A 16,373-nucleotide genomic window follows, 5' to 3' on the forward strand; every position below is an offset into this window, starting at 1 on the left:
GGCGAGCGCGGCCTCGTTCAAGTAGGGCATGAGCAGCCGGTTCACGACAAAGCCGGGGCATTCCCGGACGCGGATCGGCGTCTTCCCAAGCCGCTCGGAAAGCCCGACAACGGCCTGGACGATCTCCGGGGAGGTATCCAGCCCCGGAATCACCTCGACCAGCTTCATGGCGTACACCGGATTAAAAAAATGCATGCCGACGACCTGGTTGGGCCTCCGGGTCACCGTCGCGATCGCCGAGATCGACAAAGAGGATGTGTTCGAGGCCAGGACCGTTCGCGGCGGGCAGGCGGCGTCCAGCGCCGTGAACACTTTTCGCTTCACGTCCGCTTCTTCAAAAACCGCCTCGATGACGATGTCCGCATCGCGGAGTCCGTCGTAATTGGAGGCCCCGACGACCAGGGCTTTTTTCTGCTCCGCCTCGGCGGCCTTCATCCGGCCCTTGTCCACGCGGGCCTGATAAATCTTCCGGATCGTCTCCAGGCCCCGGTTGACGCTGTCCTCCTGAACATCGACGAGGGTCACCGGAATCCCGGCGTGACTGATCACCTGAGCGATCTGCGCGCCCATGGTTCCCGCACCGATCACCGCCGCTTTTTTAATGTTCATGAGAGGCTCCCAACCTGTCGTGGGCACGGCCAGCCGCGCCCATCATTTTCGCTCCAACACCATCGCCGCTCCCATTCCGCCGCCCACGCACATGCTGGCGACGCCCAGCGAGAGTTCGCGCCGTTTCATTTCGCGCAACACCGTCAGGATCAGGCGCGCCCCGGTCATTCCGACCGGATGGCCCAGGGCGATCGCCCCCCCGTTGACGTTGACGATCTCGCGGTTGAGCTTCAAGACCCTTTCGACCGCAAGGTATTGCGCCGCAAACGCCTCGTTGATCTCAAAGAGCTGAATATCCCGAAGGTGCAATCTGGATCTTTTTGCGCCGGCCCTTTCAACCGCCTTGGGGATCGCCATGGCCGGCCCGATGCCCATCCGCTGGGGTTCCACGCCGACGAAGGCGTAGGATCGCACATACCCCAACGGTTCATAGCCCAGTTCACGGGCCTTTTCGGCCGACATGACGAGCAAGGCCGCCGCGCCGTCGTTCAAGGGACAGGCATTGCCGGCCGTGACCGTCCCCCCCTCTTTGAAAATCGGAGGATGCTGAGCCAACTGCGTCTTGTCCAATTCCGGGTCGGGGGCCTCATCGTGGGCGAACACCGGCGGCGCCGTCCGGTTCCGTGAACCGGCACGGGCCGCGGTCACGGGCAGGATCTCGTCCTTGAATCTATCGTCTTGAACGGCCTGAACCGCCCGGCGGTGGCTTTCGAGCGCGTAGGCGTCCTGTTCTTCACGCGTGATCTTAAATTCCTCGGCCAGATTTTCGGCCGTCTGACCCATCACCTGTCCGCAGAAGCCGTCCGTCAGGCCCTCCCAGACGCTGTCGATGAACTCGCCGTGACGGAGCCGCTTTCCCCAGCGCATATTCCGGCTGATATAGGGCGCAAGGCTCATGTTCTCGATTCCGCCCGCGATCTGGACATCGGCATCCCCGCATTGAATATTCTGGAAGGCGTTGACGACGGATTGGAGACCGGAGGAGCAGTTTCGCTGAACGGTATAGGCCGGAATGGGGATGGGAAGGCCCGCCATCAGGCTTACGACCCGGGCCAGATTGGTCGCGTCGCTGTTTTGAAGGACGCAGCCGAAGATCACTTCCTCGATCAAATCGGGGGCGAGCCGTGTCCGATGGAGAAGCCCCTGGACGACCTGGCGTCCGAGCTCCTGGTTCGTCACATCCTTTATTTTTCCGCCGAAATTCCCGATGGGAGTTCGGACTCCGTCCACGATCACGACGTCTTTCACGGGGGGACCTTTTATCCTTTCTTGCAGGGGCTCGCGTCGCCCCCTCCACCGGTCAAGCCGGATGGAGCCTTCCCCTCCCGCTCGCCATGCTCGCTGAGAGGATTCCCGAGGGCAGCGCCCATTTCTATCCGGCCTTTTTCAGCTCTTCTTCAAGGAGAATTCGTCTCAGGACTTTACCCACCATCGTCTTGGGGAGTTCCTTGCGGAATTCGATCCATCTGGGAACCTTGAACTTGGCCAGTTCCTTCCGGCAGTAGTCCAGGATCTCCGGTTCCGTCGCGTGTTCGTGTTCCTTCAGCACGATGTAGGCCTTGATGGCCTCGACGCTGAAGGTGTCCGGGATCCCGACGACCACGGCCTCCTTGACCTTCGGATGGCGGAACAGAACCTCTTCCACCTCCCGGGGATAGACATTCTCGCCCCGGGTCTTGATCATGTCTTTTTTCCGGTCCACGATGTAGAAGTAGCCGTCCTCATCCATTCGGACCATGTCGCCGGTAAAAAGCCATTCGTCGCGCAAGACCTGTTTCGTCTCATCGTCCTTGTTCCAGTACCCTTGCATCACCTGGGGCCCTCGGACGACGAGCTCCCCGATCTCCCCCATCGCCATTTCCCGAAGGCCGGTTTCCTTATCCAGGATCTTGCAATCCGTGTCCGGAAAAGGCAGGCCGATGGAGCCTTTCTTACGGCGGCCGTTGATCGGGGTGCAGTGGGTCACGGGCGAGGCCTCGCTTAATCCGTATCCCTCCACCAGCTTCCCGCCGGTCAATTCCTCGAAGCGTTCCTGGACCTCTACATGAAGGGGTCCCGCGCCGCTGATGCAGATCCGGATCGAGGAAAGGTCGAACTTGTTGATACGAGAGTAATTGTTGATGGCCACGTACATCGCCTGAACGCCCATGAAAATGGTCACCTGGTGCCGGACAATCGTATTGAGGACGTCTTCCGTCTTGAAGCGGGGCAGAAGGACGATGCAGGAGCCGGTCAACAGCCCGAGGTTCATGCAGGTGCTCAGACCGTAAACATGAAAGAAGGGAACCACTCCGAGAAACACTTCCTCCCCGTCCCGGAGCGTGGGCATCCAGTGTCGGCACTGGACCGTGTTGGCGACCAGATTATTGTGGCTGAGCATGACGCCCTTCGGAACGCCCGTGGTTCCTCCGGTGTATTGAAGAAGCGCGGTGTCTTCGGGTTTGACCGGAACGATCGGTTGCACCGCTTCCGACCGTTTAAGAATTTTCCGGAAGTTGTATACCGGGGGTTTCGAGGGGACCCGGACCCGCTGCCCCTCTTTCATCGCCTTGATGGGATAGAACAGCCTGAGCAGCGGCGGAAGAAAATCTCCTGGGCCGGTGAGAATGATCCGTTTAAGAGGGACCCGGTGCTGGATCCGGGATATCCTTTCATAAAACAGATCCAGCGCAATGATCGTCTCGGCCCCGGAATCGTTGAGCTGATGTTCCAGTTCCCGTTCCACATAGAGCGGATTTGTCTGGACCACGACCGCTCCGGCCTTCAAGGCTCCGAAATATGCGATCACGCACTGGGGAACGTTGGGGAGCATGATCGACACCCGGTCCCCCTTCTGCACCCCCAGTTCGATCAGGCCATTCGCGAGCTGGTTGCTTAAGAGGTCGAGTTGTTCGTAGGTGATGGTCCTGCCGTAATAAGACAGCGCGGGACGTTTTGGAAATCGTCGGACGGTTTCGAAGAGAAGCTGCTGAAGCGGAATATTCGGATAATTGATGCTGGCCGGAACACCTTGCTCGTATGACTTGAGCCAGAGTTTCTGCATCCGCTTTCTCCTGGGAAGAACGACGCTTCTGAAATAATCGGATCGATCGTGCCCGATATCAAACATTATACCAAAGTGAGTGATTTGTCAAGAAAACCGGACGGTTTGAGTATTGGTGAAATGAGCACGACGGAAAAGGATTATTGGCGATTGTGATCTTTACCGAAATCGGTTGCAGCTATTTTATTTGATGATGTTAGGCGGGCCAGGCAATGATTTTATCGGTACTTGTCCAGCACTTTTTTATACTCTTCTTCATTAAATGGCATAAATTGAAGGGTAATCAATTGTAGGTTGTTGTTGGGCTTATCAAGTGTCCGTGCCTCTTTAATATCAGAGGGTTTAGATATATATCGAATGAGAATCATCGCAAGTCTGCTTCTGGATTGATCAATATAAGTTCTCCCAAATCGATGGATCACTACCGTCTCATTTTCTGTACGTCCTTCTAAATATCGCGACCAATCAACATCATCTAATACAAATTCTAAAGCATAATAGTGCTTCCAGCCACACCCGGCTAATTGATCATATAGTTGAGAGAAAGCTTTCTTAGAGGGAAATTTATCTTTATATTTGTAATTTATTGTATAACCTATTCTCTCATTATTGATTGTCTCTTCAGGCTTTATTCCAAATAAGTTAATTGCTTTTTCACATGGGCCAACTAATAAGGGTGGCGTTTTAACATTACCTGCCCATACCATACTGGAAATGGGAATTATCATGACGATGCAAAAGACAGGGCCCAAAAGATAGGGTCGAAAGACAGGTTCAGGTATTGAATTATCAATTCCCATGCGGCCAGGCAACACGCGATATAATTAAGAATACAAATAAAGCAATGAAGCACCAAATCGACAACAAATAAAAGAGGCTAATTCTTGTGAACTTCGGATCATTAAGTTTCTTATAATCTCCTTTATGGAGGAACTTCAAGACAGCAATTTGATTTGCAAGGGAATTATTTAGAATAAAACTTGGGCGCCCCAGGGATATCCAGACTTTCTCATGATTATGCTTCAAGTACCAGAGAAATCTCAGAGCGGCATATAACACGACAAATGCGGCAACAAGTACTATTCTGGTAGCGTAAGCGGGACTTAAGAACACGCGGATTTACTCACATTCATAACGGCTAATAAACTACCAATTTGTTTAGCTGATATTTTTATTCAGAACACAAACCACGACAGGTAGATTGTTTCTTGTTTTTACTGTAAGAACTCAAGACATATCCCCAGGTGGCCATATGATTATAGTGATAACATAAAATGCAAAAATCGAAATCATACTCCAAAGGGCGAACAAGAGAGAAAAGCTTATTCTTCTGAACTTTGGATCATCGATATTCTTATACTCTCTTTTATGCAAATAAATTAATATCGCAAATTGGTTTCTCAAGGAAAAATTAAATGGATAACTGGGGCATCCAAGAGATGTCCAGATGTTTTCATGATTTTGTTTGACATACCAAAGAAATCTGAGCAGGAAATAATATACGACTATCGCAGAAGTTCCTAATAGAATTGCGGCGGGAATCGGAAAGAATAACCTATTGAACTCGCGCACGGATAAAGCCTCATTGACATCGATAAAGAATTTTTATCTAAGTATTTAATCCTAATTGTATCATCCACATCTCATACTGCCCAGATTTTCGTGTTTCATTATTGGGTCGTGACATTAAATTCTATTTCAATATCTTCCCCGTTTTCCGGCTCCAGAGGAGCAGATCCAGCTCGTCCATGTCGATGCCGATCCGGTCGGCGAAGGCCCGCATCTTTCGTTCGATCCGGCGATACCGCCTCGGGTTGAGCGGCTTGCGGTTTCGTCGTATTACGCCGAGCTCCGCCAGGCAGTTGAGGATGTGCTTGTCCAGTATGGCATAGCCGCGGTATCCGATGTTTCGCAGGAAATGGCTGGCCTCCTTGAACCCGATTCCTTTGATATCCCGGTTGAAGACGAGAAAATCGCGACGGGCGTCAGGATCCGAAAACGATTGAAGTAGCCGGCCGAGCTTGAAGTCGTGTTCCTTTTTTAAATAGTCGCGGGTATGGACGATGTAAGACGGCCGCTTCCGCTTGTATCGAAAACCATGGCGGAGACGATCCTGAAGCGTCGCCAGATCGGCCTCCAGGACAATGTCCTGGATCGCATCGACCGTCTTCATCCCCATCTCGGCGCTGGAGTTGGCCGCCGCGATGCAGAAGCAGAGCTCTTTGAAGATCGCCGCGTCCCCTTTTTTAAAAATCTGTTGGAATTCGTTTAAACGAGATTGGACCTCCCCCCGTTTCCATCGGTAATCGTCCTTCAATGCTTCAAGAGTCGCGGCCGGAGAAGGTCGCGCAACGGTTTTTTTACGGGTGGGATTCAGTTTGCCTTTGCGGCGTCTTTTGCGCATCGGAAACCAAGATCTTCCAGGGCGATCTTTGGGGGGAAATACAAACGGTAGGTTGCGCGGGCTTCAACGGCCTCGACCTGTTCCAGAACTTTTCCCGAAAAATGTCCAAGACCCGCCCAGGAATTTCCCCGGGCCACGCGATATTTTTCGCCGAAATCATCCGAGACGTAGGTATTGTCCGGATAGGGTTTGTACCAGTCCGCAGTCCATTCCCAGACATTCCCGATCATGTCGTATGCCCCGAAAGGACTTTGCCCCCGCGGATAACTCCCGACGGGGGTCGGCCCGGACTGAAGACCGCCCACGTTTGCCCGTCGGGGGTCAAAAAAATAACCCCAGGGATAAATCCAGCCCTCCGGTCCACGAGCGGCCGCCTCCCATTCCGCCTCGGTCGGAAGGCGCTTGCCGAGCCACCGGCAGTATGCTCCGGCCTCATCCCAATCGACATAGGTCACCGGAAGGCGCTCCTGATCCGGACGGGGCCGTCCGCCCGGCCATTGCGGGAGAACGGGGAAACTCTCGGCCGTCACGAAACGGAAATACTCGCCGTTCGTGACCTCGTAGCGATCGATCAGGAAGGACGAAAGGTGAACGCGATGGGCCGGCGTCGCATCCAGGACCCAGGGCTTGGTAATGCCGGCTTCTTCGGCCTCGGTCTCCAGTTGGACCTCGTCGGTTCCGATCAAATAGAGGCCGTCCGGAACGCGTACCATTTCTTCGGAAGACCGGGACCCGCAAGCGGAAACGAGCATCAAAAAAAAACCGGCAAAGACAAAAGAAACGGTCCCCCGGCGAGATAAACGCATGGGGTGGATGATGCACGAAGCCGAACGAACAAGTCAACAGAAATAAAAAGGCCCCGCGAGCGGGGCCTTTTTGATTACCGGGAATCCATCGACCGGTTATTTTCCGTTAAACGTCCTCTCGTAGGCCTGGACTTTCTTGGCTTCGTCATCGGTCAGAATTCCTGTCTGTACGGCGGGAATCATGGCCGTGCCGGGACTGCCGTTCCGGATGATATAGAGCATTTCTCCATCCGTTACACAGGCATTAAATTTGGGATTGGTGAAATTCCGGGGGGACGGTTCAAGGGCCTTCCCGGCATCGCCGTCGCCCTTTCCGCTAACTCCGTGGCAGGTAAAGCAGGTTCCTTTTCCTTCGAAGATCGTTTTACCCTCGGCAACGGCATCCGCCTTGCCGATATAAGGGTTCTTTTCGGCCTTGACCGCGGCCTCTTGATCCGCAGGCACCCGGTTCTTGCAGGGATCCGCTTCGGTTCCCGCATAGACGACATAAGAACCCGTAATCAAAAGACCCAACAACACCAAACTTGCCAACCCGTACTTCATATTTCCTCCTTGCGTGTAGAGTTTCGTTTGCGAGGTCGCCACCTAACCATTTAGGGGGATGCGCCGCCACCGTGACCGATGGGACGTCTACAGAAACGGCCCGTACTATATAATTTGAGGCGCAATTTGTCAAGATTTTTTTTATCGGTTGGCGCGTCAGAGAGGAAACGTCCTGGATTACGGTTTTCCCGGAACAGGGCGGATAGATCGGGCGAATCCGACGCTTGAAGATGATAGGAGACACAGGTTCCGATAGGCCTTTTTGTTGGAAGCCAAAACGACTTGAGACATTATGGCCGGTACCGGACCAGGGCCATGTCATAATCACTGCCGTTAAAGATATCTCCGGCCGCAACGATCCTTCCGTCCGACTGGATCGCGACGGCAACGGCGTAATCGTCGTCTCCGGAGGCCACATCGGTTGTCACGATCCCGCCGGCCCCGAAGCTCGTGTCCTGGCTTCCGTCGGGATTGTAACGCACCAGTGCAAAGTTCGCCATATTCGTGTTTAAATTATTGGAATACCCTCCCGCAACGATCTTTCCGTCCGACTGGATCGCCAGGGCGTACGCATCATCGTTCTGGCCGGCGGTTACGTCGGTTTTTACGATTCCACCGCTGCCGAAGCTCGTGTCAAGGCTGCCGTTTGCATTATAACGTACCAATGCAAAGTCATCGTTCGCGCCGTTGAAGGTCGGCCCTCCAACCACGATCTTGCCATCCGGCTGAATCGAGAGGGCCAAGGCGAAATCTCCCTCACCGATCGTCACATCGGTGGTAACGACTCCTCCGGCCCCAAAGCTCGTATCCAGGGTGCCGTCGGAATTGTATCGAACCAGCGCAAAGTCAAATAGCGAGACATTAGCGGTGGGACCCGCTACAACGATTTTTCCGTCCGCCTGGATTCCTACTGCAAAGGCCGAATCGTCCTGGCCGGTCGGCACATCCGTGGTAACGATGCCGTTTGTCCCGAAACCCGCATCCGGGCTGCCGTCGGTATTATACCGCACCAGTGCAAAATCATTATCCGCGCCGTTAAATGCAGATCCGGCCGCAAGGATCTTTCCATCCGACTGGATCGCGACGGCGTAGGCGAAATCATCCTTCCCCGTCATTGTTACATCCGTGGTAACGATGCCGTTGGTCCCGAAACCCGCATCCGGGCTGCCGTCGGTATTATACCGCACCAGTGCAAAATCATTATCCGCGCCGTTCGATGCAGGTCCGGCCGCAATGATCTTTCCATCCGACTGGATCGCGACGGCGTAGGCGAAATCATCCTTCCCCGTTGTCGTTACATCCGTGGTAACGATTCCGCCGTTTCCGAAGCCCGTATCCAGGCTGCCGTCGGGTTTATACCGCGTCAGTGCAAAGTCGTAATCACCATTGCCGTTCAATGTATCCCCGGCCGCAAGGATCTTTCCGTCGGACTGGACCGCAACGGCATTGGCGTCGTCGTCCTGGTTGGCGGTAATACCGGTTTTAACGATTCCGCCCGTGCCGAAACTCGTGTCGAGGCTGCCGCTCCGCGGAGGGCCCGAAGAGCTTCCACCGCCACCGCCTCCACCCCCGCACCCGGATTGGGAAGTCGTCAATAAAATCAACAAGGCAATAAAACTGAAGAACCTGAGACGTAGCATCACGGTCTCTCCATCGGTCGAATTGATTGAACCGGATTTCCTTGCCTGAATATTACCGTTTGAACTTCTCAGGATATGAATGAAGCGGAATTGAATAACTATTCCCTGTTTAACAAACCTCGGCGGTATTGTCAAGGGAAAAGATCGCATGGGTCGGCAACAAGCGATACATCCTGTTTGTATCAAAAATATTGGGATGATTTCCCGGGGAACCCCCGGCGGGCCGTGGACCCTTCCGGCCGTCGCCTTTCTTGACAGAGGATGACCATTTCAGTAGAATGAGTTACCGTGTCTGCTAATTTTTCAACCGGTTTGGTCCGCCCGGGCCGTTCGACGCCCGACTCCCCGTCCCAGCCGATTTCATGGATCACGGCCGACGAGTTTTTCAAAAGCGATGCCCTGCTCCGGATGGATCCCGTACTGCGAATGCTGTTGATGTCGGACGGGAGCACCACGGCGCTGCTTCAGGCCCTGTGGCTGAGCCCGATCCGGGTCGAGGTCATCCTCCAGAAGGAGCTCCCCCTGAATCCGCCTACCGCCGCTTTCCTCGGGGCCGTTCCAGGGGCGGATGCGCTGACCCGCGAAGCGTGGCTGACGGCGGACGGCCGGCGGCTGGTTTATGCTTCCTCGGTGATACTGATTGAAGCCCTTCCCCGTCCGCTGCTCCGGGCCGTGTCCGGTCGTCAAAAACCGCTCGGCCTGCTCTTCCAGGAAACGGGACAAGCGGTGCTTCGGGATAGACTTCAGATCGCCCCCGTACCGGACGCCGCCGCGATAGGGACGCGGGGCCGGACGGGCGGGCCGTTTTGGATGCGCCGGTATCGAATGAGCCTGGGAACCCGACCGGGCCCGAGGCCCGTCGCCTCAATTCAAGAACAGTTCATCGGCGCTCCGTTTCTCCCGTGAAAACAATGCCCGCCGTCTTGAAAAATAAATTTTGGGCCATGCTGGACCTGATCCGTTTCAAGAAACCCTACGGGACCCTTCTCCTCCTTGCGCCGACCCTCTGGTCCCTCGTCGTCGCGGCCGGAGGTGCTCCCCCGTGGAAGCTCCTGGCGATTTTTGTGATCGGCACTTTCCTGATGCGAAGCGCCGGCTGCGTCATCAACGACATCGCCGACCGGGAATTCGATGCCCATGTGGAGAGGACCCGCAACCGTCCCCTTCCCTCCGGACGATTGACGGTCCCCGAGGCGGCCCTGATCTTCGGCCTGCTGCTGGCGGGTTCCCTCGTCTTGGTTTTCCAACTCAACCGGTCGGCACGGATCTTAAGTCTGGTCGGGGCCGGGCTGGCGGTTCTTTACCCCTTTTCGAAACGATTTACCTCGGTGCCCCAGCTGGTCATGGCCGTCGCATTCGGCTGGGGATCGGTCATGGCCTGGGCCGCCGTCCGGAATTCCCTTGAAACCCCGCTGATCATGATTTTCCTGGCCAACCTCTGCTGGGCCACGGCGTACGATACGATCTACGCCCTCATGGACCGGGAGGATGACCTGCGAATCGGCGTGAAGTCTTCCGCCATCTTTTTTGACCGGTATACCTGGGTCGCCGTGGGGTTTTTGTTCGGGCTCTCCTCCTTCTTTTTCGTCCTCCTGGGGTTGACCGCGCACCTCGGAATCGTCTATTACCTGTCGATCGCCGCGGCCACGGGATGGTTTTTCGTCCAGGTCTGGACGATCCGGCACCCGTTGAACCGGCAGATCGCCTTTTCCATGTTCAAGTCCAACGTCGGCGTCGGGCTTCTCGTCCTTCTCGGCCTCGTGCTCGATTACCGTTTTTAAATGGACCCCGGATGCGACCCATGAACAAGCGTTTGATGAAATGGACGATCGGAATGACGATCGTCGCGACCGGCGTCGTCCTCCTCCAATTGAACGGCCACGGCCGGACCCTGCCCGCCCGACAGGAATCCGTGGGGATCTACCCAGCGAGCACGGCGAGCGAGAGGGGGAGGCTCCATCCGGCTATGCCGGTGGAGGGGGCGACGCAAGCCCCTACAATAAACCCCTCCCTCTTTCCAAACGATACCTGCAGGAAGTGTCACAGCTCGGCCGGGCCGCCCAAGGCCGACTACTCCAAACCCGAATGCGCCGAATGCCATTCCGTTCCGGATGAAGGCCGGCCGCTGCCCGTGGCCGACCGGACCGCGCCGGCCGTTAAACCGATCCTGAACAGGATGGTCGCCGTTCCGGCCGGAGAGTTCATCATCGGAAACAACGGGCGGCCGACCTCCGAGGGCGCCGGCGATCCGGATGAAATGCCGGAGCACAAGGCCTATCTCCCCACGTTTCTCATCGACCAGTTCGAGGTGACCAACGCCCAGTACAAAACCTTTGTGGATGCGACGAGCCACCGGCCGCCCAATCATTGGAAAATCCCCGGGGCCGCGGGGGCGGTCTCGGGCGTGACCTACCCTCCCGAAAAGGCCAATCATCCCGTCGTCTATGTGGACTGGTATGACGCCAATGAATACTGCCACTGGGCCGGAAAGCGTCTGCCGACGGAAGAGGAATGGGAAAAGGCCGCGCGCGGCCCGGACGGACGGAACTTTCCTTGGGGAAGCGCCTTCGATGCCAAAAGGGCCAACACGCCCCAGTACTGGCTGTCCTTGAACAAAGACGGCGACACGATGCCCGTCGGAAGCTTTGAGAACGGGAAGAGTCCTTATGGATTATACGACATGGCCGGCAACGTCTATGAATGGACGGCCAACTGGTACAAAGCCTACCCCCACAATCCGGAACCGAACCCTCACTACGGGGAAAAGAACAAAATCGTTCGCGGCGGGTCCTGGTATGACTGCCTTTCCTACGGCTGCGGGCTGAGCGCGCCCAGCTATAACCGGTCCCGCTTCGCCCCCGAAATCCGGAACAAGGGGTTCGGATTCCGATGTGCAAAAAATCCATGAAATACCCCAAGACGGTTTTTTACGGCGGCCTTTTACGATACGCCCCGCCTTTTTGGATAAGCCTGTGTCTGTTCATGTCCGCATGCAGCCGCGTACCGCAGGGAATGGTGGCGGTGCCCGCGGGGGAGTTCACGATGGGCACGGACGAGCGGGACACGCAGGGTAAAGCGGCCGAATACGGGATCATGAAACCCTTCTTTAACGACGAACACCCCGCCCGCCGGATCAATCTGCCGTTTTTTTTCATCGACAAATACGAGGTGACGAATGCGGACTTTCTCGACTTCGTCCAGAAAACGGGCCACAGACCTCCGCCGGACTGGAACGGCGGACGGTATCCCGCGGCCAAGGCGCGCCATCCCGTCGTATACGTCACATGGGAGGACGCCAACGCCTATTGCATCTGGGTCGGGAAACGGCTTCCGACGGAGGCGGAATGGGAAAAGGCCGCGCGCGGTCCGGACGGTTTCAGGTATCCCTGGGGGAATGATTTTGATGAGTCGCGGGCCAACATCAACGGCGCGGTCGGCGGCACGACCGAAGTCGGTCATTACGAGAACGGCCGGAGCCCTTACGGAGCGTACGATATGACCGGAAACGTCTGGGAATGGACGGCCGACTGGTACCAACCCTATCCCGGCAATACCGATCCCTCGGACAAATACGGAGTGAAGGTCAAGGTCCTTCGCGGAAACTCCTGGGCCGGGCTGGGCCATTTCCCGCCGAACATCTACAACGAGATCAAGGCCCACTATTCACGGGCCGGATACCGCCTGTTCATGTCCCCGACCGGTGCGGTCAACGACGTGGGCTTCCGCTGTGTGAAATCCACCCGTCAATAAACCGGGCCGGACTTCAATCCCGCTCCCTCCGTCTGCCCCGCATCAAACCTTTTGCAGATCCTCCGGCCGAAATACGGGGGGCAGGCATTTTGTCCCGATGCAGACATAGGCCGCGGGCCCGGATGCGATCGCATAACCGAGCGAGGCGATGCGGTCCTTATCCCCTTCCGAATCCAAGGGGAGTATGATTTTCCAGGGCGACTTGATCCGGTGCGCCGATGAAAGCATCGCATTCCATTGGGGATCGGTCCGTCGCCCGACGACGGTAATCTGATGGGGCGGATTCAGGAAGCGCTCGAGCGCCAGGCCGAAGGGCGCGGCGTGGTGCTTGTAGGGTCGATACACGGTCGACAGGTAATCCAGAACCGCCCCGGCCCGACGCCGGTACTCCCCGTTTCCGCCCAGGTGGAACAGGCGGACCAGACCGATCGCGGCGACGGCGTTGTCCAACAAGGGCTTGATCCGGATTTTCAGAATCCCCTCGTGATCGGGATGCTCCGGCAGATCCCAATAGGCGCCCGCTTTTTCATCCCACAAATAGCGGTGGATGATCCCCGCGAGCTCCTCGGCATGATCCAGGTACCGTCGATCGCCGGTGGCCTCGAAGGCGTCCGCCAGGGCCACGATCATATGGACCTGGTCCGACAGATATCCGGGCAGCGAGGGCCGTTCGTCGATATAATGAACCATTCCGTGCTCGAAATGCCGGCACCGGGTCAACAGGACGTTGAGGAGTCGCAGGGCCGACGCGGGATAGGCCGGATCCTCGAGAAGATGACCGGCCAGAAGCAGCGCCGAAACGGCTGCGGCGTTTTGATCGGTGTACAGGGTCCGATCCCGCCGGGGCGATTCGATCCCGGCCCGGTCTTCCTCCGGCAACGCGTAATACTCCTCGTCGGCCGATTGACTGCCGCAGAACCAGGCCTCGCCCTCGACCGACAACGAGGTGTACAAATAATCCAGTACCCCGTAGGCCGTGTAACGGTAGGAGGCGTCCCCGGTCAAGCGGTAGGACCGGAGGTAAAGCGCCAGCATCCGGGCGTTCACATCGAGGAGCTTTTCATAATGCGGCCGGTCCCAGTCGCCGCGCGTGGCGTAGCGGAAGAACCCTCCATCGACGGGATCGTGGAGTGCGCCGTCGCGCATCTGATCCAGCGTCAGCTTCGCCATCTCGAGGGGGTTCGGATGCCCCGTGCGGTAATGGAGATGCATCAGCAGCTCGATCGCCCAGGTCTGCGGAAATTTAGGCGGCCCGCCGAAGCCCCCGTGTTCGGGATCAAAGGCGCGGGAAAGAAAACCGGTCACGGTGTCGAGCGCGAGCGCCGGGGGTTCGGCCGCTTTGGGTTCCCGGGGGCCGGCCGATTCGGTCGGCTGAGACGGCGCCGGCCCCGCCCCGTCTTCCCTCCGGGCCTGGGACAGCATCTCCAGCAGCCTCCCGGTCGGAAGATAGGTCTCTCCGATCATCACCCGTCCCTCCGCGTCCAGCACCGCCACCGTAGGCCATCCGCCCATGTTGTAGCGACCGTTGATGTCGGGCCGTTTGTCGCTGTCGACGCGGACCGGAATGAAGTCGTGATTGAGGCGGCGGATCACTTCGGGATGGTCGAAGCTTTCGTCGTCCATGACATGGCACCAGTGACACCATGCTGCCGATATCGAAAGAAAGATCGGCCTGGAGGATGCCCGGGCTTCCTGAAAGGCCTCCGCGCCCCAGGCGCGCCAATGGATTTGATCGTTCTCTTTCATTTTTCACTGTCCGATCCGTTAATTGCAAAGATAACGAGCGCAAGCTGCTCATAAAGCTCCAGATGCAAGGCCGCAGGGACCGAGGAGACCGGAGCGTACATAGGACGGTACGTGAGGATCTCTGAGGGACCGAGAACGATGCAGATGGACTTTTTCAGCAGCCTGCTTAAAACGGACGGGGGCCGCCGGCCTTAAAGCGCTCGGGAACCCGAAGCATCTCCTCATCGCTCATCATGGCCATTCGCGGCGGGGCATAGGAGGGATCCAGCTCGAGCGCCCTGTTGAAACAGGCCACTGCCATATCTTCGCGTTCCATGGCGCGGTAGCAGATCCCGAGGAAGAAGCGGGCCTTGGCCTCCTCGGCCGGCTCCATCGGAAGCGCCAGCGCCCGTTCAAGGAGCATCATGGCCTCGGTCGGATCGTCGCCGTTCCGGAAGGCTCCCATGGCATGGTAGGAACCGAAGAGGACCAACGCGGGGGCATGGCGCGGATCGATCGAAAGCGCCCTCTCGGCCGACCGGCAGACCTCCTGGAAAAAGTCGGCCCGTTCCAGCACCGAGCCCGCGGCACGGGAGCATTTCAACAGCAGGCGCCCCCGCGCCACCCAGATTCCGGGATCCATCGAATGACGCTCGCATCCTTCCTCCATGATCCCGATCGCCAGATCCAGTTTGTTTTCCTTCTCGAAGAACTCGGCCGCGCGAATGTAGGATTGAGGAAAGTCCTCCAGCTCTTTCAACGGGATTTTTAAAATTTCCGGATCGACCTTCGGAATGGCGGAGGGTTTCATTTGCTGCCAGCCCGTAAGGCTGCATAGAATTCTCAAGATCGCGTAACGGGGCGTCCCCCAGACCTGGGGGAGGTTCGCATACCGTTCGGGGAGACCGTTCTCGACGGTTTGGATGATTTCCTCCGTGGTCTTCCCCTGTTCGTACATAGGGATCACCTCGTCGAGAAAATAGGTTTGAAGCCCGATGAAGAAATCGATATCCTCGACACCGCCCAGGGGTCCGTGACCCGGAATGATCTTCTCCGGCGAGAGGGCCTTCATCTTTTGAAGAGTCCTGATCCAGGCCCGATCATCGGACAGGCCCTCGGACATCACGGGCTGTCCCAGGATCGGGAAACTGCCGGTCATCAGCGTATCGCCGCTCATGATGCAACGCTCGGTCGGAAGATGAACTGCCATCGCATCGTCGGTCTCGGCCAGGCCGAGAAACAGGATATGGATCGGAACGGAGCCCAGGGTCAGCGTCGATTGCTCCTCAACGGTCCGGTCCGGGAGCGCGGGGTCTTTTTCCGGGATCGCAAATCCCCTCGAGCGGAGAAAGGCCCGCTGTCGAAAACTCCGCCGGTGCATGAATTCCCTGGTCAGCTCGCCCGAGATCAGCGTCGCCCCGGCCTCCCGAAAGACGTCGTTTCCGGCCCAGTGGTCCCAATGGTAATGGGTATTGATGACGTACTTGATCGGCGCGTCCGTCACCTTACGGATCGCGGCCAGCATCCGGCGGGCCATGGGGGCGTTGATCTGCGTGTCCACAACCACCACGCCTTCCGGAGTGACGACGATCCCGGAATTGACGACGTTCCGGAACAGGTAGCAGCGGTCGGTGACCTTTTTCAGGCTGCCGTACTGAAGTTTTCCAAACGGATTTTGCATGGTCTTATAGAATAAGCGATTTGACCAATGGGGTCAAGAGACGATTTGGCAAAACCTCTGCCGTGCGGGTCCCGTCCTGCGGCAGCCCCATCCGTCCTCACTCAGCATCCTCTTAAGGGTTACAGTGGATCAACACGAAAAAACTCCTTGGCCTTTTCGTTGCGGGCGGATG

At 57.1% G+C, this 16,373-nt stretch carries 14 protein-coding genes; 4 read left to right on the top strand and 10 right to left on the bottom strand.

From position 1 onward, the window contains the following. The 8 genes from VMN77_08750 to VMN77_08785 all read right to left on the bottom strand — a co-directional run. Window positions 1–609 (bottom strand): 3-hydroxyacyl-CoA dehydrogenase family protein (locus tag VMN77_08750; GenBank protein ID HTN43867.1); only part of this gene is annotated, 609 nt, incomplete at its 3' end. Window positions 610–651: 42 nt separating this feature from the next. Further along, on the bottom strand, window positions 652–1,857 hold the full coding sequence (locus VMN77_08755) for a thiolase family protein (protein HTN43868.1): 1,206 nt from the start codon (window positions 1,855–1,857) through the stop codon (window positions 652–654). A gap of 124 nt (window positions 1,858–1,981) precedes the next feature. Continuing rightward, complete coding sequence (locus tag VMN77_08760; protein ID HTN43869.1) at window positions 1,982–3,652, bottom strand: long-chain fatty acid--CoA ligase; 1,671 nt, start codon at window positions 3,650–3,652, stop codon at window positions 1,982–1,984. Window positions 3,653–3,870: 218 nt separating this feature from the next. Then, window positions 3,871–4,464 (bottom strand): hypothetical protein, encoded by a 594-nt coding sequence (locus VMN77_08765; GenBank protein ID HTN43870.1) that lies wholly within the window; start codon window positions 4,462–4,464, stop codon window positions 3,871–3,873. Between the two features lie 881 nt (window positions 4,465–5,345). Next, window positions 5,346–6,056, bottom strand: coding sequence for an N-glycosylase/DNA lyase (locus tag VMN77_08770; GenBank protein HTN43871.1), 711 nt, complete (start codon window positions 6,054–6,056; stop codon window positions 5,346–5,348). Further along, window positions 6,026–6,769 carry an SUMF1/EgtB/PvdO family nonheme iron enzyme gene (locus VMN77_08775; GenBank protein ID HTN43872.1) on the bottom strand — a complete coding sequence of 248 codons (744 nt, stop codon included), beginning with the start codon at window positions 6,767–6,769 and terminating at the stop codon, window positions 6,026–6,028. The genes VMN77_08770 and VMN77_08775 overlap by 31 nt, the downstream gene beginning before the upstream one ends. 189 nt (window positions 6,770–6,958) lie before the next feature. After that, entirely contained in the window at window positions 6,959–7,405 is a 447-nt protein-coding gene (locus tag VMN77_08780) for a cytochrome c (GenBank protein HTN43873.1), read from the bottom strand. Window positions 7,406–7,695: 290 nt separating this feature from the next. Next, complete coding sequence (locus VMN77_08785) at window positions 7,696–9,045, bottom strand: delta-60 repeat domain-containing protein (protein HTN43874.1); 1,350 nt, start codon at window positions 9,043–9,045, stop codon at window positions 7,696–7,698. 288 nt (window positions 9,046–9,333) lie between these two features. On the opposite strand from VMN77_08785, the gene VMN77_08790 reads away from it, so the two are divergent. Genes VMN77_08790 through VMN77_08805 form a run of 4 tightly spaced genes read left to right on the top strand, consistent with a single transcriptional unit; the run spans window position 9,334 to window position 12,795 of the window. Further along, on the top strand, window positions 9,334–9,951 hold the full coding sequence (locus tag VMN77_08790; protein HTN43875.1) for a chorismate pyruvate-lyase family protein: 618 nt from the start codon (window positions 9,334–9,336) through the stop codon (window positions 9,949–9,951). 17 nt (window positions 9,952–9,968) lie between these two features. Further along, on the top strand, window positions 9,969–10,826 hold the full coding sequence (gene ubiA / locus VMN77_08795; GenBank protein ID HTN43876.1) for a 4-hydroxybenzoate octaprenyltransferase: 858 nt from the start codon (window positions 9,969–9,971) through the stop codon (window positions 10,824–10,826). Between the two features lie 20 nt (window positions 10,827–10,846). Then, window positions 10,847–11,953: a formylglycine-generating enzyme family protein gene (locus VMN77_08800; protein HTN43877.1), complete on the top strand. Its 1,107-nt coding sequence runs from the start codon at window positions 10,847–10,849 to the stop codon at window positions 11,951–11,953. Then, window positions 11,950–12,795 (top strand): formylglycine-generating enzyme family protein, encoded by an 846-nt coding sequence (locus VMN77_08805; GenBank protein ID HTN43878.1) that lies wholly within the window; start codon window positions 11,950–11,952, stop codon window positions 12,793–12,795. The genes VMN77_08800 and VMN77_08805 overlap by 4 nt, the downstream gene beginning before the upstream one ends. A gap of 42 nt (window positions 12,796–12,837) precedes the next feature. On the opposite strand, the gene VMN77_08810 is transcribed toward VMN77_08805, so the two are convergent. Further along, complete coding sequence (locus VMN77_08810) at window positions 12,838–14,541, bottom strand: DUF255 domain-containing protein (GenBank protein ID HTN43879.1); 1,704 nt, start codon at window positions 14,539–14,541, stop codon at window positions 12,838–12,840. 166 nt (window positions 14,542–14,707) lie between these two features. Further along, window positions 14,708–16,201, bottom strand: a complete 1,494-nt coding sequence (locus VMN77_08815) for an MBL fold metallo-hydrolase (GenBank protein ID HTN43880.1) — start codon at window positions 16,199–16,201, stop codon at window positions 14,708–14,710. Window positions 16,202–16,373 lie beyond the last annotated feature (172 nt).

It is taken from the genome of Nitrospiria bacterium (assembly GCA_035498035.1).
Taxonomy (GTDB): Bacteria; Nitrospirota; Nitrospiria; order JACQBZ01; family JACQBZ01; genus JACQBZ01.